The organism is Achromobacter colocynthidis (assembly GCF_057334535.1).
On sequence record NZ_JBHFIZ010000035.1, the window covers coordinates 470,311 to 492,271 of the forward strand.

The following is a 21,961-nucleotide window of genomic DNA, read 5'->3' on the forward strand; positions in this document are numbered from 1 at the left end:
TCCTTTTCCTTTTTCGCAAGCGCGCACAGGTTCCGTCATGTCCCCTCGTTTTTCCCCCGCCCCCACGCTGGCGCTGGCCCTCGCCCTGTCGGCGATCTGGGCACCGGCCCTGCATGCCCAGCCTGCGGCGGCGGGCGCCGGCCAGGCCAGCGAACTGCTGACGTTCGACATTCCCGCTGCCCCCGTGGGCCAGGTGCTGACCCGCCTGGCCAATGAAACCGGCATCTTGCTGGCCGCGCCGCCTCAACTGCTGGCCGGTCGCCAAAGCAGCGGCGTGCGCGGACGCTATTCCCGCGCCGACGCCCTGAGCCAGGCCCTGGCCGGCACCGGCCTGCGCGCCACGCGCGAGGCGCCCAACCAGTTCCGCCTGTCCGCCATTCCCGACGCGGGCACCGCCACGCTGGCACCCGTCACCGTGACAGCCAGCGCGTTGGGTAGCGGCCTGCCCCCCGCCTACGCGGGCGGCCAGGTGGCCACGGGCGGCCGGGTCGGGCTGCTGGGCAATATGAGCGACATGGACACGCCCTTCAGCGCCACGCAATACACCGCCAAGCTGATCGAAGACCAACAGGCGCAGAACATCGGCGACGTACTGGTCAACGACCCTTCGGTGCGCAACACCTATTCACGCGGCGCGGGGCGTGACGAGTTCAACATCCGCGGCTTCACGCTGTTCAACTACGACGTGTCGTTCAACGGCCTGTACGGCGTGTCGCCGCGCAACGCCAGTTCGCTGATCGGGGTCGAGCGCGTGGAAGTACTGCGTGGCCCCAACGCGCTGCTCAATGGCATGGCGCCTTACGGCTCGGTGGGCGGGGCGATCAACCTGGTGCCCAAGCGCGCCGGTGCCGAACCGCTTAACCGCTACACGCTGAGCTACATCGGCGACTCGCAATTCGGCGCCCACGCCGACCTGGCGCGCCGCTACGGCGACAGCCAGGAATGGGGCGTGCGCCTGAACGTGGCCGGCAGCGGCGGCGACCTGCCCCAGGACGGCGCCAAGGAAACCCTGGGCGCGGTAGCGCTGGGCCTGGACTACCAAGGCGAACGCTTCCGGGTGGAGGGCGACATCAATTATCAAAACCGCAACACCGACGCACGCAGCGGCTTGTTGTTCGCGCCGGCCCCGGGCGTGGACATCGGTTCCGCGCCGGACGCACGCCGCAATTTCTTCCCGTCGTGGACCTACTGGAAAACCAAGGAATGGTCGGGCGCGCTGCGCGCCGAATACGACCTGACGCCGGATTGGACGGTGTATGGCGCAATCGGCGCGCGCAAGCACGACTTTGAAAGCCTGCAAACCAGTTGGCTGATGCTGGACACCAATGGCGACATCGGCGCCGTGCCCGCCCGCCTGAATGAATCGCTGCTGAGCAAGACGGGCGAAGTCGGCCTGCGTGGCCGCTTCAACACGGGCCCGGTCAAGCATGAGCCCTCGATCAGCGCCAGCGCGCTGGACATCGACTATTCGTCGGCGCGCATCCGTTCCAGCACCATCTTTTCAAACCTGTACGACCCGGCCGACCTGCCCAAGCCGAACATCGCGCGGCCGGGCGACCTACCCCGCACCAGCGAGTCGCGTCTGTACAGCGTGGCGCTGGCGGACAAGCTGTCGTTTGCCGATGACCGCGTCCAGATCATTGCGGGCTTCCGCCATCAGCGCATCGAATCGACCAACTTCGATGCCGCCACGGGCCGCACCTCGTCGGAATACAAGAAGTCCGCCGTCACGCCCGCCTTTGCCTTGACGGTGCGCCCCACGCAACGCCTGTCGCTGTACGGCAACTACATCGAAGGGCTGAGCCAGGGCGCCACCGCGCCCGAAGGCGCCGTCAACGCGGGCGAGATGTTCGCCCCGGAAATCGCCAAACAGATCGAAGTGGGCGGCAAGTACGATTTTGGCGACTTCTCCACCACGCTCAGCGCGTTCCAGATCGAAAAGCCCAGCAGCTATCTGGACCCCGCCTCGCTGCGCTACGTGTCCAACGGCCAGCAGCGCAATCGCGGCCTGGAATGGTTGGTGCAAGGCGACGCCGCGCCCGGCGTGCGGCTGCTGGGCGGCGTGGCCTACACCGACGCGCGCCTGACGCGCACGGAAGGCGGCGCCAACGACGGCAACCACGCACCGGCCGTGCCGCGCTTTCAATTCAACGCGGCGGCGGAATGGGACACGCCCTTCCTGCAAGGCCTGACCCTGACCGCGCGCATGCTGCGCACCACCCAGCAGTATGTGGACGTGGGCAACACGCAGACGATCCCGGGGTGGACGCGCTTCGACCTGGGCGCGCGCTATGCGTTCAACGCCAACGGCACGCCGATGGTGGTGCGCGCCACGGTGGAAAACGTGTTCAACAAGAACTACTGGCAGTCCGCCGCGCGCGAAGGCTTGACCGTCGGCGCGCCCCGGACGGTGCTGCTGTCGGTGTCGGCGGAGTTCTGATAACCCCTACGCGGCAACCCCGCGCGGCAGCTCCACGCGAAAGCGCGTGATGCCGTCGCGGGATTCCACGTTGATACGCCCGCCATGGCTCAGCACGATCTGCTGCGCGATGAATAGCCCCAGGCCCAGCCCGTTGTGGCTGTCGGCCCGGCGCTCGCCGCTGCGAAATGGGTTGAACAGGTGCGGCAGCAAGGCCGGGGCGATCGTGCCGCCATTGCTGACGGTCACGGTTACCCGGTCCGCCGCCGCGCCATCGGCCTGCACATGTACGGGCACATCGCGCTCGCCGTGGTGCAAGGCATTGCCGATCAGATTGGCAAACACCTGGCACAGGCGTTCGCCGTCCCACACGCCCGCCATATCGCCCACGCAATCGCAATCAATCTGGCGATCGGGAAAGCCCGTCTGCGCTTCATCCACCGTGCGGCGCACCAGCGTATCCATGCGTTGCTGGGCCGACGCCAGCGTCAGGCCGCCTGTTTGGCGAATGCGCGTCACGTCCAGCAGGTCTTCAATCAGCCGCGCCATGCGCTCACTGCTTTGCAGCATGCGCTGGGCCAGGCCGGCCACGCGCGTCGGGTCGTTCTGCCGCTGCAACAGGGACGCGCCCATGACGATGGACTGCAAGGGCGTGCGCAGGTCATGGCTAAGCACCGCCATGAACATCTCGTTGATGCGCAGGGCTTCGGTGCGCTCTTCCAGCTGCTGCGCCAGCGCGCGCTTGCGCTCGTGCAGTTCAAAGAACACGTTGGCCTTCATGCGCAGCATGTGCGGGTCGATGGGCTTGTACAGAAAGTCCACGGCGCCGCTCTCATAGCCACGGAACTGCCAGTTCTGCTCGCGCGAGCCGGCCGTGATGAAGATCAGCGGAATGTGGCGAGTGCGCTCGCTGCCCCGGATCAGTTCGGCCAGTTCGAAGCCGTTCATGTCGGGCATTTGCACGTCCAGCAGGGCCAGGGCGACGTCGCCATTTTCCAGCAGCAGTTCAAGCGCTTCCGGGCCGGACTGCGCCTTCAGCACCTGGACCCGGCTGCTATCCAGCAGCGCTTCCAGCGCCACCAGGTTTTCGGGCACGTCGTCGACCAGCAGGCATTTGATTCGTTCTTCTTGTGGTTTGGCGGATGTCAGGAACATGGTGTCAAGGCAGTGTTGGGTTACAGCACAGGCTGCGTTGGCAGTTGGGACAGCATGGCGGCGATCTCATCGGGCGTCAGGGCATCGTCCACGGCAAGGCGCGCCAATGCCGCGTTCGGCATGGTGGGCATGGCGGCCGACGACGGCGCTTGCACCACGGTGCGGCCTCCGGCGGCTTGAATCGCCGCCAAGCCTTGCGCGCCGTCCTCGTTCGCGCCGGATAGCAAGATGCCCATCAACCTGTCGCCATAGCAGTCGGCGGCGGATTCAAACAAGACGTCAATCGATGGCCGCGAAAAATACACGGGCGCGCCCACCGACAAGGCCAATCTCGGCCCCTGGTCCACCAGCAAGTGGTAGTCCGGCGGCGCGAAGTACAGATGACCGGGCTGTATCCAGAGCTGATCTTCCGCCTCCAGCACGGGCAAGGCGCAGCGTTCGCGAAAAATATCCACCAGCAGGCTGCGGCGGTCACGTGGCAGATGCAGCACCACGATCACTGCCGCGCACAGCCGCGCGGGCAAGGCCGGCACCAGCGCGTTCAAGGCGTCGATGGCGCCCGACGACCCACCGATGACGATGGCGTCCCACGGGCCTGAAGGCGGCGGAGTGCGTGGCGCGGCGGGTGATGGTGGAGCCTTCGCGCTCATAGCCCCGCCTTCTTGCGGTAAATGCGCTCTTCCAGCACGAAATCGTCGAAATTTTCGGCCTGCGCCGAAAATCGCAGCGACTCGCGCGAGCCCAGGCCCAGAAAGCCCCGATGCACCAGCGCGTCGTGAAACAGCCCCAGCGCGCGGCTTTGCAGGTCGCGCTCAAAATAGATCAGCACATTGCGGCACGAAATCAGGTGCACTTCGGCAAACACGCTGTCGGTGGCCAGGCTGTGATCCGAAAACACCATGTGTTCGCGCAAGCGCTTGTCGAACACCACCCGCCCGTACCGCGCCGTGTAGTGGTCCGACAAGGAAGTGAGGCCGCCGGACCGCGCGTGGTTGCTGCTGAAGGCCGCCACCCGGTCCATGTCGAACACGCCCTGCTCGGCGGCGCGTAGCGCGTGCGGGTTGATGTCGGTGGCGTAGATCAAGGCGCGGTCCAGCAAGCCTTCTTCGGCCAGCAGGATGGCAAGCGAATAGACCTCTTCGCCCGCGCTGCACCCCGCCACCCACACCTTGATGGACGGATAGGTGCGCAAAATGGGAATGACCTCGGTACGCAGGGCCAGGAAATACGCCGGATCGCGAAACATGTCGCTGACCTGCACGGTCAGGAATTGCAGCAGCGCGGTAAATACCGACGGCTCGTGCAGCACGCGGTCTTGCAGTTGCGACAGGGTCTTGCAGCCGAACTGCGTCAGCGCGCTTTGCAGGCGCCGCTTTAGCGAGGCCTGCGCGTATTGCCGAAAGTCATAGTGGTAATGGTGATAGATGGCATCAAGCAGCAGGCGCTGCTCGATATCATCAACACGGGCTTTGGCGGATGCGGGCATGGGGGTGTTCAGCGGAAATCGGCGCGGGCGGCAGCGTTAGCTGCGCATCCAGACGCGCACCAGGGACAGCAGCCGTTCAACGTCCAGCGGCTTGGCGATGTAGTCATTGGCCCCGGCGGCCAGGCATTTTTCCTGGTCGTCCTTCATGGCCTTGGCGGTCAGCGCAATGATCGGCAGGCGGCGCCACTCCGGCCGGTTGCGGATGTGGCGCATCGCGGTGTAGCCGTCCATCTCGGGCATCATGATGTCCATCAGCACCAGGTCAATCGCGGGCACGCCGTCCGTGCCGGCGCGTTCCAGCGCATCCAGCGCCTCGCGGCCATTGCGCGCAATTTCCACCCGCAGGCCGGTGGGTTCCAGGATGCTGGATAGCGCAAACACGTTGCGCACGTCGTCCTCCACCACCAGCACCGTGCGGCCTTCCAGCGCCGAATCGCGGCTGCGCGCCAGTTCCAGCATCTGGCGGTGCTCGGGTGGCAGCTCGGCTTCCACCTGATGCAGGAACAAGGTCACCTCGTCCAGCAAGCGCTCGGGCGAACGCGCGTCCTTGATGATGATGGACTTCGAGAAGCGGCGCAGGTGCTGCTCTTCGTCGCGCGACAAGGCCCGGCCCGTGTAGACGATAACCGGCGGGAACGACACGCTGTCCTGCTCGGCCATCTGCTCAAGTAACTCGTAGCCACTCATGTCAGGCAGGTTTAAGTCCATCACTACGCAATCAAAGGTGTTCTCGCGCAGCAATTCCAGTGCGGCCTCCGCCGTGGCGGCGGGCACGATTTCCACGTCATTGCGCGCCAGCAGTTGGCGCACGCTTTCGCGTTGGCGGTCGTCGTCTTCCACCACCAGCACGCGACGCACATGCTGCGTGAACTTGGCTTCCAGGCGCCGCAAGGCTTCCACCAGTTCTTCGCGCTTGACCGGCTTGAGCGCGTAGCCCACCGCGCCTCGGCCCATGGCTTCCTGCGCATAGTCGGCCACCGACACCACGTGCACGGGAATATGCCGGGTCTGCGGGTTGCGCTTCAGTTGGTCCAGCACGCCCAGGCCGGAAAAGTCGGGCAGGTTCACATCCAGCACGATGGCATTGGGCCGCTTGCGCACCGCCAGGTCCAGACCGTCCGTCGCGGTGTGCGCCAGCAGGCAGCCAAAGCCCATTTCGCGCGCCAGGTCGGAAAGAATGCCGGCAAAGCGCTCGTCGTCTTCAATGACCAGAATGCTGCGATCCGGCTCCGGGCCGTCGCTGGCGGGCGCTTCGGCAGCGGGCGCTTCGGTAGCGGGTCCCCTGGCGGCCACGGCCCGCGCTGGGGCCCCGGGCGCGCGTTGCGCGGGCGCCTCCCAAAAGGCCGGCGGCCGAAACGACGCCGGCGCGCCGCGCGCACCGGCGGCGGGCTGCTGGCTTTCCAGGCGCACCGGCACTTCCAAGGTAAAGACGCTGCCCTGCCCCGGCGTGCTGGTCACCGTCAGCTTGCCGCCCAGCAGTTCGGCCAGATCCCGCGAAATCGACAGCCCCAGCCCCGTGCCGCCGTACTTGCGATGCGTGCTGCCGTCGGCCTGCCGGAAGGCCTCGAAAATCAAATCCTGCTGCTCGGCCGGAACGCCGATGCCGGTGTCGTGCACCGCGAACGCCAGCCGCTCGTGTCCCGGACCGGACACCCGCGACACCCGCATCGTGACCGTGCCGCGCTCGGTGAACTTCAGCGCGTTGGACAACAGGTTCTTCAGCACCTGGCCCAGGCGCTTGGGGTCGGTATGCATGGTGGCGGGCACCGCTTGCTCGATGTCCAGTTCCAGCGCCAGCCCTTTTTCAAGCGCCATCGGCCGCAACGGTTCCAGCAGGCGCTGCAAGGTCGGCGCAATAGGCACCTGTTCGACGTCCATGGTGGCCTGCCCGGCTTCGATCTTGGCCAGATCCAGGATGTCGTTGATCAGCGTCAGCAGGTCGCTGCCGGCCGCGTAAATGGTCTGCGCGTACTTGACCTGCTCGGTGCTGAGGTTGCCCGGCTTGTTGTCCGACAGCAGCTTGGCGAGGATCAGCGTGGAATTCAGGGGCGTGCGCAGTTCGTGGCTCATGTTGGCCAGGAACTCGCTCTTGAATTGGCTGGCCTGCGTCAGTTGGCGCGCCTTGTCGGTCAACGCGTCCTGCACCCGCAGCAACTGTTCGGCCTGCGCTTCCAGGTTGGTATTGGTCTGCTCAAGCTCGGTCTGTTGCAGCTCCATGCGCGCCTGCGATTCCTGCAGGATGCGGCTTTGCTGCTCAAGCTCTTCATTGCTGACGCGCAGTTCTTCCTGCTGCGTCTGTAGTTCTTCGGCCTGGCGTTGGGTTTCTTCCAGCAGCGCCTCCAGGCGCGTACGGTCCTGGCCCGCGCGGATCGCCGACGCCAGCATTTCCGACGCCCCTTCCAGCAGGCTGCGCTCCATGTCTCCCACCGGGTGGTTGAAGCCCAGTTCAATCACGGCATAGACGCGGTTGTTGTGGATGGCGGGCGCCAACATCAGTTCAGCCGGATTGGAACGCCCCACGGCGGACGCCACTTCCAGGTGCCCGGCCGGGACGTTGCGCACATGCAGCAGGCGGCGCGACGTGACTGCCTGGCCCGTCAGCCCTTCAGCGGGCAGGAACTTGCGCGCCAGCCGTTCCGGCGGCAAGGCAAAGCCGCCGAACAACTCCAATTCACCCGTGCCGCGCTCCACCACATAACCCGCGCCCACGTCGGCGTTCAGGTATTCAGCCAGGTAATCCAGCGTGTGCTTGCCGATGTCGTCCAGGCGCTGGTCGCCCTGCAAACGCACGCTAAGGCCCGACAAGCCGGTCGAGACCCAGGACTGGCGCGCCTTGGCTTGATATTCGCGCACGGTCATGCCGGCCGAAATGCCGATCAGCGCCAGCAACAGCAGCGAACCGCCCCACGAGTAATAGGCCGACGTGATGGTGGCGTCGGACCAGGCGTTCTTGCCGGCCGCCAGTTCTTCCATCTGCCGCGTATACAGATCACCCACCAATTCGCGCAGGCGGTCCATCGCCTCTTTGCCGGTGTCGGTGCGGACCACGGCCAGCGCGCCTTCCGCGTCGCCCGCCTTGCGCATATCGATGGTGCTCTGTAGCTCAACCAGCTTCTGCCGGGTGATGCCTTCGATGTCGTTGACGATGCGGCGTTGCGCCGAGTCGTGGTCAGTGGCGGTTCGGATCACCGCCAGCCGCTGCTGAATCAAGGGCAGCGAGCGCAGGTACGGTTCCAGATATGAGACGTCGCCCGTCAGCAGAAAACCACGCTGGCCGATCTCGGCATCCTTGAGCGCTGAATTGAACAGGCTGAGCTGGCGCAAGGTCTCGGTGTTGCGGTCCATCGCCATGACCGCGTCGGACCGGCCGTCGGCCGAGCGCACGTTGACGAAAGCGATCACCAGCGTGGCAAGCGCCGCCGTCAAGAATCCGAGCAACAAAGTCCGGGGAAAGGCAGAGCGGTTGGCGGGCTGCGACGACGATTTCGGCATGTTGGCGGGTGGGGGCTGGGGGTGGGAATTCGCGGCGGGAATTCCGGGTGGGAATTCGCTAAAGGTGAAATCCTACCGGAATTTTTCCCGCCGCCCCGCCTCGCCGCCCGACCGACCCAAGACGTCGCCCGCCGCTTGGTCTTCCGGTGTGGCCCCCAGGGTTTGGGTCCCCGGGTTTGGCCCATCCCTTTACTGGGGCCGCAACTTGCCGTCGGCGATGATCTTCGCCCACTTCGCCTGTTCGCCCGTTTGGAACGCGGTGAACTCGGCGGGCGTGTTTGGCGTATACGCCAGGCCCAGGCCCTTCATCTTCGTGTTCACCTCGGGTTTGGCGATGATGGCTGCGATCGCCTTGTTCAGGCGGTCCACCACCGCCGGCGGCGTATTGGCGGGCGCGTAGATGGCCTGCCAACTGCTGACGTCAAAACCGGCCACGCCCGCTTCCTGCATCGTCGGCACGTCGGGCATGACCTCGGTGCGCTTGGCCGACGTGACGGCCAGCGCGCGCACCTTCCCGCTCTTCACATAAGGCAAGGCCACCAGCGCGGTTTCAAAAGAGCTTGGGATCTGGCCGCCGATCAGGTCCTGGATGGCCGGTGCGCTGCCCCGGTACGGCACGTGCGTGAGATGCGCGCCGGTCAATTGCTTGAACACTTCGCCCGACAGATGCTGCGACGTGCCCTGGCCCGCCGACCCAAAAGCGATGGTGTCCGGGTTGGCCTTGGCCGCCGCCACCACGTCTTGCACCGTCTTATAAGGCTGGTTCGCGCCCACCAGCAGCACGTTCGAGATGCTGCCCAGCAAGATCACCGGCGCAAAGTCGCGGGCGGCGTTGTAGTTGATGCCGGGCAACAGCGCCGGGTTGATCGCGTGCGTGGCAATGGTGCCCAGCAGCAGCGTGTAGCCGTCCGGCTTGGCGCGCGCGACCGCGTCGGCGCCCAGCACGCCGCCCGCCCCCCCCTTGTTTTCCACCAGCACGGTCTGGCTCAGGCTGGCGCCCAGTTCCTGCGCGATCATCCGGCCCAGGATGTCGGACGTGCCACCCGCCGCGAACGGCACCACCAGGGTGATCGGTTTGGCGGCCGGCCAGTCGTCCGCGGCGTGGGCGGCGGTGCCCAGGGTGGTCAAGGCCAGCACGGCCAGGGTGCGGCGGAACAAGGGAAATGCCTTCAAAGTTTGTCTCCTGATGGGACCTGAGGGACAGGTCATCTTTTTCTTGTACGTTGTCGTACAACTTATCGGAAACGGAGAATACTGCGAGGAATATTCGCTTTTCAATCTAGGGAAATTCCGGATTTTCCATGCGTTCGATGTTGCGATTCACCACCGACAATGCGCAAGCGCAAAAGACCTATTGCCTGACGCAAATTCATGTTGTACGATGACCGACATCTCTTCCCGGTAGACGGCCTGACCGTCGCCCAGCTCGCTTTTTCTTACTTACTTTTTATTGGATGACGGCATGACGACTCCCCAGGAACTCAAGGAAATCGTATCGGAAGGCTTGCTCTCCTTCCCCGTGACTGACTTTGACCAGAACGGCGACTTCAACCCCAAGACCTACGCCGCACGCCTGGAATGGCTGGCCCCGTATGGCGCCACCGCGCTGTTCGCCGCCGGCGGTACGGGCGAGTTCTTTTCCTTGGCGCCCCAGGAATATTCAGACGTCGTCCGCACCGCCGTGCAAACCTGCGCCGGCAAAGTGCCCATCCTGGCCGGCGCGGGCGGCCCCACCCGCACCGCCATCGCCTACGCACAAGAAGCCGAGCGCCAGGGCGCCAAGGGCATCCTGCTGCTGCCCCACTACCTGACCGAAGCGTCGCAGGACGGCATCGCCGCCTACGTTGAACAGGTCTGCAAGTCGGTCAAGATCGGTGTCATCGTCTACAACCGCGCGCAGTCGCGCCTGTCGGCCGACAGCCTGGCCCAACTGGCCGAACGCTGCCCCAACCTGGTCGGCTTCAAGGACGGCATTGGCGACATCGAAGCCATGGTCCGCATCCGCCGCAAAATGGGCGACCGCTTTTCGTACCTGGGTGGCCTGCCCACCGCCGAAGTCTATGCCGCCGCCTACCGCGCGCTGGGCGTGCCGGTGTATTCCTCGGCCGTCTTCAACTTCGTGCCCAAGACCGCCATGGAGTTCTACCGCGCCATCGCCGCCGGTGACTCCGACACCACCAACCGCTTGCTGGATGATTTCTTCCTGCCCTACCTGGAAATCCGCAACCGCAAGGCCGGCTACGCCGTCAGCATCGTCAAGGCTGGCGCCAAGCTCGTCGGACATGACGCCGGCCCCGTGCGCGCGCCGCTGACCGATCTGACCGGCGAAGAGCTGGAAATGCTCAACGCGCTGATCAAGAAGCTCGGGCCCCAGTAAACACCAAGGTGAAAAACCAGCCACTGGCTGACAAGAACGCCCTCGGATTCGAGGGCGTTTTTTTTGCTTGCCGTTTTTTGCTTACTCATTGGGCGCAAACCCGCATTGCCGTTTGCCTCGCCTGTATGTTGTCATACAGGATGCTGTTTTTGGATGCTGTCTAGACGGGCGCGCCAGCGCGGCATCACCGCCGGAACCGCGCTTTATCGCCCCGTTGGACGCCCGGCCGCAGTGTCCGAAAGCGTACACTTGCGGCTCCGGACGCGGGCTCATGGCCCGCAACAACTGCCCTACCCCCTATAAGAGAGACGATGGAAACTCCCGCCCGGCCCCGCCAGCGTTCGCGCCTGACAGACGTGGTCATCCAGGAACTGAACAAGCGCCTGGATGCCCGCACCTATCGCGCCGGCGACAAGCTGCCGTCGGAACACGCGCTGTGCGACGAATTCAACGTCAGCCGCACGGTCATCCGCGAAGCGGTCGCGTCGATGCGCCTGAGCGGCCGGCTGGTCAGCAAGCCCGGCATCGGCGTGTTCGTTACCGAAGACCGCGAAAAGCCCATCGACTTCGTGATCGAACCCGCCACCGATCCGCGCTGGGCGCTGCACATCATGGAGCTGCGCGCGGGGCTTGAAGTCGAAGCCTGTGGGCTGGCGGCCGAGCGCCGCAGCGCGTCCGACCTAAGCGGCATCGTCGAAGCGTTCGACGCCTTCAACCGCGCCACGCGCGACATGGAAGCCGCCGTCAAGGCCGACTACGAATTCCACCTGTCCATAGCCAAGGCGTCCAACAACCCGCACTTTCCGGCGCTGCTGCGCGCCGCCGTGCGCGACGTCATGCTGGACTTGAACATCAAGCACGGCGGCAAGACGCCCGAAGAATTGGAAACCTACGAAACCCGCAACGTGCGCGAGCACGAAGCCATCCTGACCGCCATCATGCGCCGCGACCCCGGCGCCGCGCGCGCCGCCATGGCTCGCCATCTGGGCGACAGCATCGCGCGCTACCGCAAACTGCTGTCGCAAGGCCCCGCGCAGTAAGCCGTTTTGCCAGGTGAAACCGTGCCGGTAATGTCACCGCCGGCACGGCAATTACGGGAATCCCCTTACTTGCTAGCTTGTATGACCACTGCCATCATACGTCCTATGACTTAGCGGTCGGGAACGACGCCGGTTTGCCGGCCCTGCCCGCCCCGCCAAGCATGACCCTCGTTATGACCCACGTTGTACAAGTACCGCCGATGAGTCCGATCCTTTCCCTACGCACGACGTTCCAGCGCTACACGACGCGTATCCATCGGCATACCCCCTGACCGCGTAGTCCGGTCACACCGCGCCCGTTCCGGGCCCGCTTCCCTTTCCTCTCCGCTCTCGCGCGCCACCGCCCGGCCCCGGCCGGCGATCGGCTGCGCCTGTACGGACGGTTTCCGCTTTCCCCCGCTTATCCCAAGCGTTTTCGACCCCCTCCCCAGGAGCATTCTCCATGCGTAAGTTTCTGACCACCGCCGTTGCGGCGACTTTGCTGTGCGCCGCCTCTGGCGCGCAAGCCGGCGTGACGTTCGATGCCGTCAAGAAAAAGGGTTTCTTGCAGTGCGGCTTTGCCGGCATCCCCGGCTTCTCGGTGTTGGACAGCAAGGGCGAATGGACGGGCCTGGACGTGGATATGTGCCGCGCCGTGGCCGCCGCCATGTTCGGCGACGCCTCCAAGGTCAAGGGCAATGTGTTGACCGCGCAAGCCAAGTTCACCGCCTTGCAGTCCGGCGAAATCGACATGCTGTCGCGCAACACCACGCAGACGCTGACCCGCGACACCACGTTGGGCCTGATCGGCGTGGGCGTGAACTTCTATGACGCGCAAGGCCTGATCGTCAAGAAATCCATGAACGTGAAAAGCGTCAAGGAACTGGACGGCGCGACGATCTGCGTGCAGCCCGGCACCACCACCGAACTGAACCTGGCCGACTACTTCCGCAGCCGCGGCCTGACGTTCAAGCCGGTGCTGGTCGAGAACTACGACGAAAACTTCCGCCTGCTGGAAACGGGGCGTTGCGACGCCTACACCAACGACAAGTCCAACACCGCCGCCAACATGCGCACCCGCCTGGCCAAGCCGGAAGACTGGGAAATCCTGACGGAAAACCTGTCCAAGGAACCCTTGGGCCCGATGGTCCGCCAAGGCGACGAGCAATGGTTCAACGTGGTGCGCTGGTCGCTGAACGCCATGCTGGAAGCCGAGGAATACGGCATCACGTCCAAGAACGTGGATGACATGTTGAAGAGCACGAACCCCAACGTGCAACGCATCCTGGGCGTGACGCCGGGCATGGGCAAGAACCTGGGGCTGGACGACAAGTGGGCCTACAACATCATCAAGCAGGTGGGCAACTACGGCGAAAGCTATGACCGCGCCATGGGCAAGGACAGCCCGCTGAAGCTGGAACGCGGCCTGAACAAGCAGTGGACCCAGGGCGGCCTGATGTACGGCTGGCCGGTGCGCTAAGCGCCCGCACCCGTGTGCGGCTTCGCCTTCCACGCGAAGCCGCTTTTCTCTTTACCCGCAAGCCCGGCCACCGCACGGCCCCGTTTGCCTCTTTTACGTTGCAACCATGAACAGCATCGTCAACGCCCGCCTGAAACAGATCAAACCCTCGCCCAGCATGGCCGCCAAGATCGTCGTCGACGAATTGCGCCGCCAGGGTCGCGAGATCGCCGACTTCACGCTCGGCGAGCCCGACATGCCCACGCCCGCCCACATCGCGCGCGCTGGCCAGGACGCCATCGCCAGCGGCGACATCCGCTACACCAGCCCGAACGGCACCGTCGGCCTGCGCCGCGCCATCGCCAACAGCCTGGAACTGAGCTTGGGCGTGACCTACGGCATGGACCAGATCACCGTGGGCGCGGGCGCCAAGCAGATCATCGGCGCCGCGCTGACGGCCAGCCTGGAACCCGGCGATGAAGTCATCGTCTGCGCGCCGTACTGGGTCTCGTACCCGGACATGGTGCTGTTAAACGAAGGCAAGCCCGTGGTCGTGACCGGCCCGGAATCGCAAGGTTTCAAGCTGGACGCCGCCACGCTGGAAGCCGCCATCACCCCGCGCACGCGCTGGTTGATCCTGAATTCCCCCAGCAATCCCAGCGGCGCCGTGTACAGCGCCGCGGAACTGCACGCCCTGACCGACGTGTTGCTGCGCCATCCGCAGGTCTGGATTCTTAGCGACGAAATCTATGCGCCCTTTTGCTACAACGGCCAGGCACATGCCTCGCCCGTGCAGGTGGAGCCGCGCTTGATCGAACGCACGCTGATCGTCAACGGCATGTCCAAGTCGTACGCCATGACGGGCTGGCGCGTCGGTTATGGCGCGGGGCCGGCCGACCTGATCAAGGCGATGAGCACCGTCATGTCGCAAAGCACGTCTTGCCCCAGCGCCATCTCGCAAGTGGCCGCGCAAGCCGCCCTGGAAGGCGACCAATCCAGCGTCACCCAGATGGTCGACATCTTCCAAGCCCGCCGCGACCTGATCGTGCGCCGCCTGAACGCCATTCCCGGCATTTCATGCGCGATGCCCGACGGCGCCTTCTATGTGTATGCCAATGTGCAGGGCCTGATCGGCCGCACCGGCCCGGCCGGGGAACTGAAAACCGACCTGGACGTCAGCCTGTTCTTCCTGCGCGAAGCCGGCGTGGCGGTGATTGACGGCGGTTCGTACGGCTTGTCGCCCTACGTGCGTTTCTCGTTCGCGACGTCCACCGAAGTCATCGAACAAGGCATGGACCGCCTGGAAGCGGCCGTCAAAGTCTTGATGGCGGGCTAAGTCGTGGCCAAGAACACCACGCAATCCCCGGGGCCGCGGCCCGCGCACGGGGTGTCCTGGAACGACCCCGCCACGCGAGCGCTGGTCTACCAGGTGCTGGCCCTGACGCTGGTCGGGGCAGGCGTCTGGTTCCTGGTGCACAACACGCTGCACAACCTGTCGATGCGCAACATCGCCACGGGCTTCGGCTTTCTGAACCGCGAAGCGGGCTTTGCCATTGGCGAATCCGTGATCGCCTACGGCCCCGCCGACACCTATGGCCGCGCCATTTCCGTGGGCGTGCTGAACACGCTGCGCGTGGGCCTGCTGGCCTTGGTCGCGGCGACCATCCTGGGCGTCTTCATCGGCGTTGGCCGCTTGTCGAAGAACTGGCTAGTGAAGAAAATCACCTCGGTGTACGTCGAGGTGATGCGCAACGTGCCGCTCTTGTTGCAACTGTTCTTCTGGTATGCGCTGATCACCGAAAACATGCCCGGCCCGCGCCAGGCGCACAACCCCATGCCGGGCGTGTTCATTTCCAACCGAGGCCTGAAAGTGCCCGGGCTGGAAGGCGCGTCGCTGGACTGGGTGCTGGGCGGACTGGCGCTGGCCATCGTCGCCATCCTGTTCCTTGGCCATTGGGGCACGAAGCGCCAGGAAGCCACGGGCCGCGTGTTTCCGCTGGGCCGCGCGGCTATCGGCCTGTTGATCGGCTTGCCGTTCGTGGGCTGGCTGGCCGGCGGCGCATCGCTGACGCTGGACATGCCGGCCTTGAAAGGCTTCAACTTTGTCGGCGGGCTGACGCTGTCGCCGGAGTTTGTCGCCCTGTTCCTGGGCCTGACCGTCTACACCTCGGCGTTCATCGCCGAAGTGGTGCGCTCGGGCATCCAGGCGGTCAACAACGGCCAGTGGGAAGCCGCCGGTTCGCTGGGCCTGCCGCGCGCGAAAGTGCTGCGCCTGGTTGTGCTGCCGCAAGCCTTGCGCGTCATCATCCCGCCCATGACCAGCCAGTACTTGAACCTGCTGAAGAACAGTTCGCTGGCGGTCGCCATCGGCTATCCGGACATCGTCTCGGTGGTGAACACCACGCTGAACCAGACCGGCCAGGCCATTGAGGGCATCCTCATCATCATGGGCGCGTATCTGACGGTCAGCCTGTCGATTTCAATATTCATGAATTGGTACAACAAGCGCATCGCGCTGGTGGAGCGTTGAGATGAGCAGCACTACGCACTCCTTCACCGAAGCCCTGCCCCCGCCCAGCACCCAGGTGGGCGCGTGGGCATGGGTACGGTCCCGCCTGTTTTCGTCGCCGCTGAATATTCTGATCACGGTGCTGCTGGCGTGGTTTCTCTTGATTTCGTTGCCGGCGCTGGTGGAATGGGCTTTCCTGAAAGCCAACTTCACCGCGACCGACGCCACGGAATGCCGCGCGTCGGTCGGCGGCGCGTGCTGGGCGTTCATCGTTGAAAAGCACCGGCTGATCCTGTTCGGCACCTATCCTTTCGATGAACAATGGCGGCCACTGATCGCGACGCTGCTCCTGGTCGGCGTCATCGCGTGCAGCGGCATGCGACGCTTCTGGAACGGCAAGCTGGCCGTCATCTGGGTCGTGGGCCTGACGGCGGTTGCGCTGCTGATGTGGGGCGGCGTGTTCGGGCTGACGTACGTCGAGAACTCGCGCTGGGGCGGCCTGCCGCTGACTTTGATATTGGCCACGTTCGGCATTGCCTTCGCCTTCCCCATCGGCGTAATGCTGGCGTTGGGCCGGCGTTCGAAAATGCCCGCCATCAAGGCGCTGTGCGTCGTGTACATCGAGCTGATCCGTGGCGTGCCGCTGATCAGCCTGTTGTTCATGTCGTCGGTGATGCTGCCCTTGTTCCTGCCCGAAGGCTTCACCATCGACAAGCTGCTGCGGGCGCAGATCGCCATCATCCTGTTCGCCGCGGCCTATATCGCCGAAACGGTGCGCGGCGGCTTGCAGGCGATTCCGAAAGGCCAGTATGAAGGCGCGGATTCGCTGGGTCTGAATTACTGGCAACAGATGCGCAAGATCATCCTGCCGCAAGCGCTGAAGATTGTGATACCGCCCTTGGTCGGCATTTTCATCAGCCTGTTCAAGGACACGTCGCTGGTTGTCATCATCGGCATTTTCGATTTGACGCTGGCCGCCAAGGCAGCCTTGTCCGACGCGGCATGGCGGGGCTTCGGGGTGGAGGCCTATCTCTTCATCTCGCTGATCTACTTCGTCTTTTGCTATTCCATGTCCAAATACAGTCAGGCGCTAGAAAAGCGCCTGGCCACCGGGCACGCGCGCTGATTGCGCCGCGACCCAACCGGTAAACCTTACGGAGACCCAGCATGTCGGATTCCATTATTCGATTGCACGGCGTGAACAAGTGGTACGGCCAGTTCCACGTGCTGCGCAACATCAACCTGGACGTGGCGCCCGGCGAGCGCATCGTGGTGTGCGGCCCGTCCGGCTCGGGCAAGTCCACGATGATCCGCTGCATCAATCGGCTGGAAGAACACCAGCAAGGGCAGATCATCGTCGACGGCACCGAGCTCACCAACGACCTCAAGCACATCGAGACCATCCGCCGCGAAGTCGGCATGGTGTTCCAGCACTTCAACCTGTTCCCGCACCTGACCGTGCTGGAAAACCTGACGCTGGGACCCATGTGGGTACTGAAACAGCCACGCGCGCAGGCCGAAGCCACGGCGATGAAGTACCTGGAACGCGTACGCATTCCCGATCAGGCCAGGAAATTTCCCGGCCAGTTGTCGGGCGGCCAGCAGCAGCGCGTGGCGATTGCGCGGTCTTTGTGCATGAACCCGAAGGTCATGCTGTTTGACGAACCCACGTCCGCGCTGGACCCGGAAATGGTCAAGGAAGTGCTGGACGTGATGGTGACGCTGGCCCAGGAAAGCGGCATGACGATGATCTGCGTGACCCACGAAATGGGCTTCGCGCGCAAAGTCGCCAATCGCGTGATCTTCATGGACCGCGGAGAGATCATCGAACAGAACGACCCCGACGCATTCTTCGACAACCCGCAAAACGAACGGACCAAGCTGTTCCTGAGCCAGATCCTGCATTAAGCCGCGCGGCTTCATCTGCGTGAATGGCGTCGGTGCTGGATAAACGTGAAATGCCGTCCTGAAGGACGGCATTTTTTTGGGCGGGGGTTTGGCGGTCGGTGAATTGGGTGATGGGCAGATGATGGGTAGGCGATGGGCAGGTGGTGAGGAATAGAGAACGGGATGACGGGCGGCGCGATTTCGTAACCGTCCTATAGAAACGGGCAGACAAGAAGCGGAATATGGCGGGTTTCACGCCTTCCTGGTGGTCCCTTACTCGCCGCAAGCCATGACGATCGAACCCAGTTTGGAATCGCTGCTGCCCCAAATCCTGCGCATCGCCGACAGAACCCGTTGCGACGCCGGCCCCAGCCCCGTGGTCGCGTGCAAGAGCGAAGTCGCCATCCTGCCCCTGCGCTACGCCGTCCTGACCGACGCCGGCGCCGGCCTGGACGTCTTGGCGCCCGCGCTACCGCCTCACCTTGCCACCGAACTGCCGCCGCTACAGGGCGAGCACGCGCGCTATGCCGTACGCACGATACGCAGGGGTTATCTCTACCTGTTCACGAAACGCTTCCGGAACGACTGGTCCTGCGAAAGCGCCTACCGCACCTATGACAGCGGCCTGCTGAAGCGTGTTTTTCCGTATGCCCCCCAGCGCTTCGAACGCGAGCCACTCCACGCACAGCGTGCCAGTGTTCACGATCTGCACGGTCCGGCCGAGAGCGGCCCGGGTGGCTGGACCCTTTGCCTGAAATCTCCTGAAGACATCGAAGAACTTCGCGCCCTGTTCACGCCCGACCCCTTGACGACACGCATGCTGGACTTGATATCCAGCTTCAGTCCGCTGCGCAATCAACTGCAAGCGTTCGATATCCGCAGATTGATGATGTCGTGCTCGCGGGCAACCGACGTGCTGGATCCCAGCATCATCAATGACACGTTGGCCGACGCCATCGCGCAAGACCAGCCGAACACCGCGCCAGTTCTGGCAAGCCAGTTGTATTCCAATCCTGAAAACCGCTACGCGCGCAACGTTGTCGCCCTGGACCTAAAGGAAAGCGCGCGCCGTGCTCGTGGCTTTGGGATCGTGCTGCATGACGCCATCGGGATCACCCAGCAGCTCAATAGCTGGCGCAACGACGCCTATGAAGCAGTGCAGCGGTACTTGGATAAGAAGGACGACAAAGGCATCGAGAACCAGCGCAAGGTCTTGGTTGCGCAGGCGTTTATCGACGTCAAGCAGCAGTTCGAATCCCGCTCGGCCGCGCTGGAAGCCCAGCACTACATCGATATCGAGCGCGCCCGAGTCTATGACCCGGGCATGGCGGCGGGCCGCAACTGGATCTTGAACGACGACGAGCGCGAACGCTGGGACAACGAAGCAGACCAGTACATCACTCAGTTCGAAGACACCCTGCGCGCCAAGATGCAGGCGAAGCTGGATAGCGGTGAGTACCGGCGTAGATTCGACAGCAAATACCTGTCGCCTGCAAACCCTGGAAAAGCGGTGCGCGTGGCGGACATGGACGTGGAGTTGAAGACCTTCGACGCCGTGTCGGCGACCGCTGAAGCCGTCGGCGCCAAGCGCGCCAAGAATCACGAACGATGGCTCGCCAGCGAGCAACTGCTGACCGCGCTGGACGTCTACGACGACAGGGATCTGGCCAGCGGCTGGCGCTTCGCGGGCCAGACAGGCTTGTGCGTGTTGGGCGCGGATGGGTGCAAAAGTACGGCGGATCTGATCGAAAAGTGGTGGACCGGCAGCCCAACCGAACGCGCCAACTTGGCGATGCGCGGCTTTGCACTGAATCAAACAGAGATTCAAGCGGAATTGCAGCGGACGCTGGAAGAAGCGCGCGGTCAAGGTCAAAGCCAAGCGCACAACCCCGTCCTATCCAACGACAGGATGATCCAGCAAGTTCAGGCGGGGTTCGTCGCGGCTCAACACCTGGCCGATCTATTCGACAAAGCGAATGGCTTATTTGAGGCATTGGCCGCCACCGGCGAAACGAATCTGGCGGGCGGCGCTTTGGCCTGGTATTCCAGCCTGGGCCGCCAATCCCTGCGCTACGGCTCGACCGGCAAGGAATGGTATTTCCATAACATCACCCGAAGCTGGCTGGCCGCCAGCGTCAGCAAGCGCGCCACGGATATGCGCATCGACGAACTGACCAAGCTGGGAAGAAGCGCGGATCCCAAGCAGTTGCGCGCGCAAATTGGCAGGAACACCCGATTCGCACTTGCCACTGAACTGGTGGACGCCCATCGCAGCGACTTTTACCAGCTACGCGCCAGCAGTTGGTTGTTGTTTTTTGAAGCGGCCTTGATTGGCTTGCGGGTGCGGGACATGCCGAACGACGAACGCGGCGTGGGGGAGTTGATCGCCCATGGCTTGCTTGCGGGCGCTGCCGGGACGGAGATATTGGCGGCGGGGACGGAGTTGGTGCTGGGCCATTACAGCGCGGCCAGCGTGACTGGACGGGGCGCGACGATTTTTCAGGGGCAGTTGAAACTGGTCGGTGGCGCGTTGGCGGCGGTGGGTGGTGTGGTGTTGATGGGGTATGACTGGAAGGACGCAGGCAAATCACGGCAAGAAGGAAATAAAAGGTTGACGTCTGCGTACTACCTCAGATTTGCTGCGGCCTTTGCGATGGTCGGCAGTCAATCCAGCATTGCTTTCGCCGCCGCCGGCCCGATGCTGAAGATCCTGGCAGAGCGGCGCGGAAAATCATACGCACTGACCTCGCTCCTGCTCATGACGGCAAGGGCGTCCTCATTCCTGGGAAGAGCCGCCATCCTCGCAATGTTGCGTAGCCTGCTTCTGCGCAGCACGTTGATCGGAATTGCGGCCACCGTGGCTATAGCGATCTTTGATGACGACGCGCTAGCAAAATGGTGCAAACGCTCTACCTATCGCGGCATCGACTACCAAGGCAATAGCCCGCACAAGGAACTGGAAAATGAGCTGGCCGACTTGTACAGCGCCTTGCTGGAGATAATCTGATGTACCTGATGGAGTGGATTGTTTGGCTTTCCGTCATCAAATCCGATGCCTGGCTACAGGAACAGGCAGACGAGAATCCGAACGATCTTGCCAGCAAGCCTTTGGAGCCAGTCTATGAGGATCTACTCGTCGCGGAATATGCGCGATTGCGCGCCGCGCGATCTGACCACGCCGAATCCAGGGGACCGGTATACGCCTGCGACAACACCATCCTCGAAATGCGTTGCGGCGCTATGGAAGAAAAGCGGGGTTTCATCACACTAATCTCAGCATTCTTCTCTCTGCCGACGATCGCCGGCATCGACCTCATGTGCTTGTCTTTTTCGCTATCGACGTGGGAAACCTGGGATTACGACGACACGATACTTCTGATCATTTTATTGATCGGTAGCCTCGGTGCACCCTACGTCTACTTCAAATACCTCTTCCGCTTCACCCGCCTGGAATCCTTCACGTCCCGCCACCTTCTTATCCGATTCAACCGCATCACCCGCCAGGTCTATCTGCACCGCCCAGCCAGTTGCGGCGGTATCGCCGTGCTGCCTTGGGACGACATCCATCACGATACCGTCCCCGGCGTGAACCTCGTCGTCGGTTGGTACCCGCCCTACTCTCCGCTTCCGTTTCCCAACATGGTCTTCGTCGGCAAGAAAAGCGTCAGCGAATTCGAAATGAAAGCCGAATGGGAATACATCCGGCGCTACATGGATGAAGGCGGTCTGGACGCGGTGGCCCCACCGCGTCTCAGTTCGCACCTGCCCCTGCCTTGGCCGGCGTTTGCGGCGCAGTTCGAGGCGCTGGGTCCGTACCTGCGTCACAGCGGCCCGTTGACGTGGCTCGGAATGCTATTGATATCTCCCGCCCTGGTGGTTATCGGGCTGGGGCATTGGGTGTCGCTTTTATTGTGCTGGCGCCCGCGTTGGCCAAGGATCATTCGGGAAGCCGGGTTGCCCGGCAAGCCGACGCCGCCGTTGACCACTATCGAAGACTACCCACCGGAGGTTCGTGCGGCGCTGCTGGAAAACGCGCATCGATGGGTGGTGCGGCCGGGTTCGCCGCCCGTGCGACCAAAGCGATTCAACACAAGACTGCGATGGCGAGCCCAAAAGAAGGCCTGACCTTCACTTGTTGGCTTCACCTATTGGCTTTCC

General features: G+C 63.7%; 15 protein-coding genes. 10 read left to right on the forward strand and 5 right to left on the reverse strand.

The features are described 5' to 3' along the window. Positions 1–37 precede the first annotated feature (37 nt). Positions 38–2,440 carry a TonB-dependent siderophore receptor gene (locus tag ACE04A_RS17855; RefSeq protein WP_485820361.1) on the forward strand — a complete coding sequence of 801 codons (2,403 nt, stop codon included), beginning with the start codon at positions 38–40 and terminating at the stop codon, positions 2,438–2,440. Positions 2,441–2,446: 6 nt separating this feature from the next. Here the strand turns inward: ACE04A_RS17855 and ACE04A_RS17860 are convergent, their stop codons facing one another. The 5 genes from ACE04A_RS17860 to ACE04A_RS17880 all read right to left on the reverse strand — a co-directional run bounded on the left by ACE04A_RS17860 (position 2,447) and on the right by ACE04A_RS17880 (position 9,725). Further along, positions 2,447–3,574 carry a hybrid sensor histidine kinase/response regulator gene (locus ACE04A_RS17860; RefSeq protein WP_447989232.1) on the reverse strand — a complete coding sequence of 376 codons (1,128 nt, stop codon included), beginning with the start codon at positions 3,572–3,574 and terminating at the stop codon, positions 2,447–2,449. 20 nt (positions 3,575–3,594) lie between these two features. Next, positions 3,595–4,224 (reverse strand): chemotaxis protein CheB, encoded by a 630-nt coding sequence (locus ACE04A_RS17865; RefSeq protein ID WP_447989235.1) that lies wholly within the window; start codon positions 4,222–4,224, stop codon positions 3,595–3,597. After that, positions 4,221–5,060 carry a CheR family methyltransferase gene (locus ACE04A_RS17870; RefSeq protein ID WP_279997079.1) on the reverse strand — a complete coding sequence of 280 codons (840 nt, stop codon included), beginning with the start codon at positions 5,058–5,060 and terminating at the stop codon, positions 4,221–4,223. Before ACE04A_RS17870 ends, ACE04A_RS17865 begins: the two co-directional genes overlap by 4 nt. 36 nt (positions 5,061–5,096) lie before the next feature. After that, a complete protein-coding gene (locus ACE04A_RS17875; RefSeq protein ID WP_448718930.1) occupies positions 5,097–8,552 on the reverse strand; it encodes a response regulator in 3,456 nt (1,151 codons plus the stop codon). 189 nt (positions 8,553–8,741) lie between these two features. Next, positions 8,742–9,725: a Bug family tripartite tricarboxylate transporter substrate binding protein gene (locus ACE04A_RS17880; protein WP_485820362.1), complete on the reverse strand. Its 984-nt coding sequence runs from the start codon at positions 9,723–9,725 to the stop codon at positions 8,742–8,744. A 289-nt stretch (positions 9,726–10,014) separates the two neighbouring features. Between ACE04A_RS17880 and kdgD the strand changes: the two genes are divergently transcribed. The 9 genes from kdgD to ACE04A_RS17925 all read left to right on the forward strand — a co-directional run bounded on the left by kdgD (position 10,015) and on the right by ACE04A_RS17925 (position 21,928). Continuing rightward, positions 10,015–10,929: a 5-dehydro-4-deoxyglucarate dehydratase gene (gene kdgD, locus ACE04A_RS17885; protein WP_100855632.1), complete on the forward strand. Its 915-nt coding sequence runs from the start codon at positions 10,015–10,017 to the stop codon at positions 10,927–10,929. 311 nt (positions 10,930–11,240) lie between these two features. Then, positions 11,241–11,969, forward strand: coding sequence for a FadR/GntR family transcriptional regulator (locus ACE04A_RS17890; RefSeq protein WP_259247323.1), 729 nt, complete (start codon positions 11,241–11,243; stop codon positions 11,967–11,969). A gap of 442 nt (positions 11,970–12,411) precedes the next feature. Further along, a complete protein-coding gene (locus ACE04A_RS17895) occupies positions 12,412–13,428 on the forward strand; it encodes an amino acid ABC transporter substrate-binding protein (RefSeq protein WP_050444902.1) in 1,017 nt (338 codons plus the stop codon). A gap of 106 nt (positions 13,429–13,534) precedes the next feature. Beyond that, positions 13,535–14,743 carry an aminotransferase class I/II-fold pyridoxal phosphate-dependent enzyme gene (locus ACE04A_RS17900; RefSeq protein WP_100855629.1) on the forward strand — a complete coding sequence of 403 codons (1,209 nt, stop codon included), beginning with the start codon at positions 13,535–13,537 and terminating at the stop codon, positions 14,741–14,743. Between the two features lie 3 nt (positions 14,744–14,746). Beyond that, on the forward strand, positions 14,747–15,937 hold the full coding sequence (locus tag ACE04A_RS17905) for an amino acid ABC transporter permease (protein ID WP_485820363.1): 1,191 nt from the start codon (positions 14,747–14,749) through the stop codon (positions 15,935–15,937). 1 nt (position 15,938) lies between these two features. Further along, a complete protein-coding gene (locus tag ACE04A_RS17910; RefSeq protein WP_448718935.1) occupies positions 15,939–17,042 on the forward strand; it encodes an amino acid ABC transporter permease in 1,104 nt (367 codons plus the stop codon). A 41-nt stretch (positions 17,043–17,083) separates the two neighbouring features. Continuing rightward, positions 17,084–17,824, forward strand: a complete 741-nt coding sequence (locus ACE04A_RS17915; RefSeq protein WP_050444906.1) for an amino acid ABC transporter ATP-binding protein — start codon at positions 17,084–17,086, stop codon at positions 17,822–17,824. A 268-nt stretch (positions 17,825–18,092) separates the two neighbouring features. Then, positions 18,093–20,810 (forward strand): T6SS effector BTH_I2691 family protein, encoded by a 2,718-nt coding sequence (locus ACE04A_RS17920; RefSeq protein WP_485820364.1) that lies wholly within the window; start codon positions 18,093–18,095, stop codon positions 20,808–20,810. Next, entirely contained in the window at positions 20,810–21,928 is a 1,119-nt protein-coding gene (locus ACE04A_RS17925) for a hypothetical protein (RefSeq protein WP_448718938.1), read from the forward strand. The genes ACE04A_RS17920 and ACE04A_RS17925 overlap by 1 nt, the downstream gene beginning before the upstream one ends. The last annotated feature ends 33 nt before the right edge of the window (positions 21,929–21,961 follow it).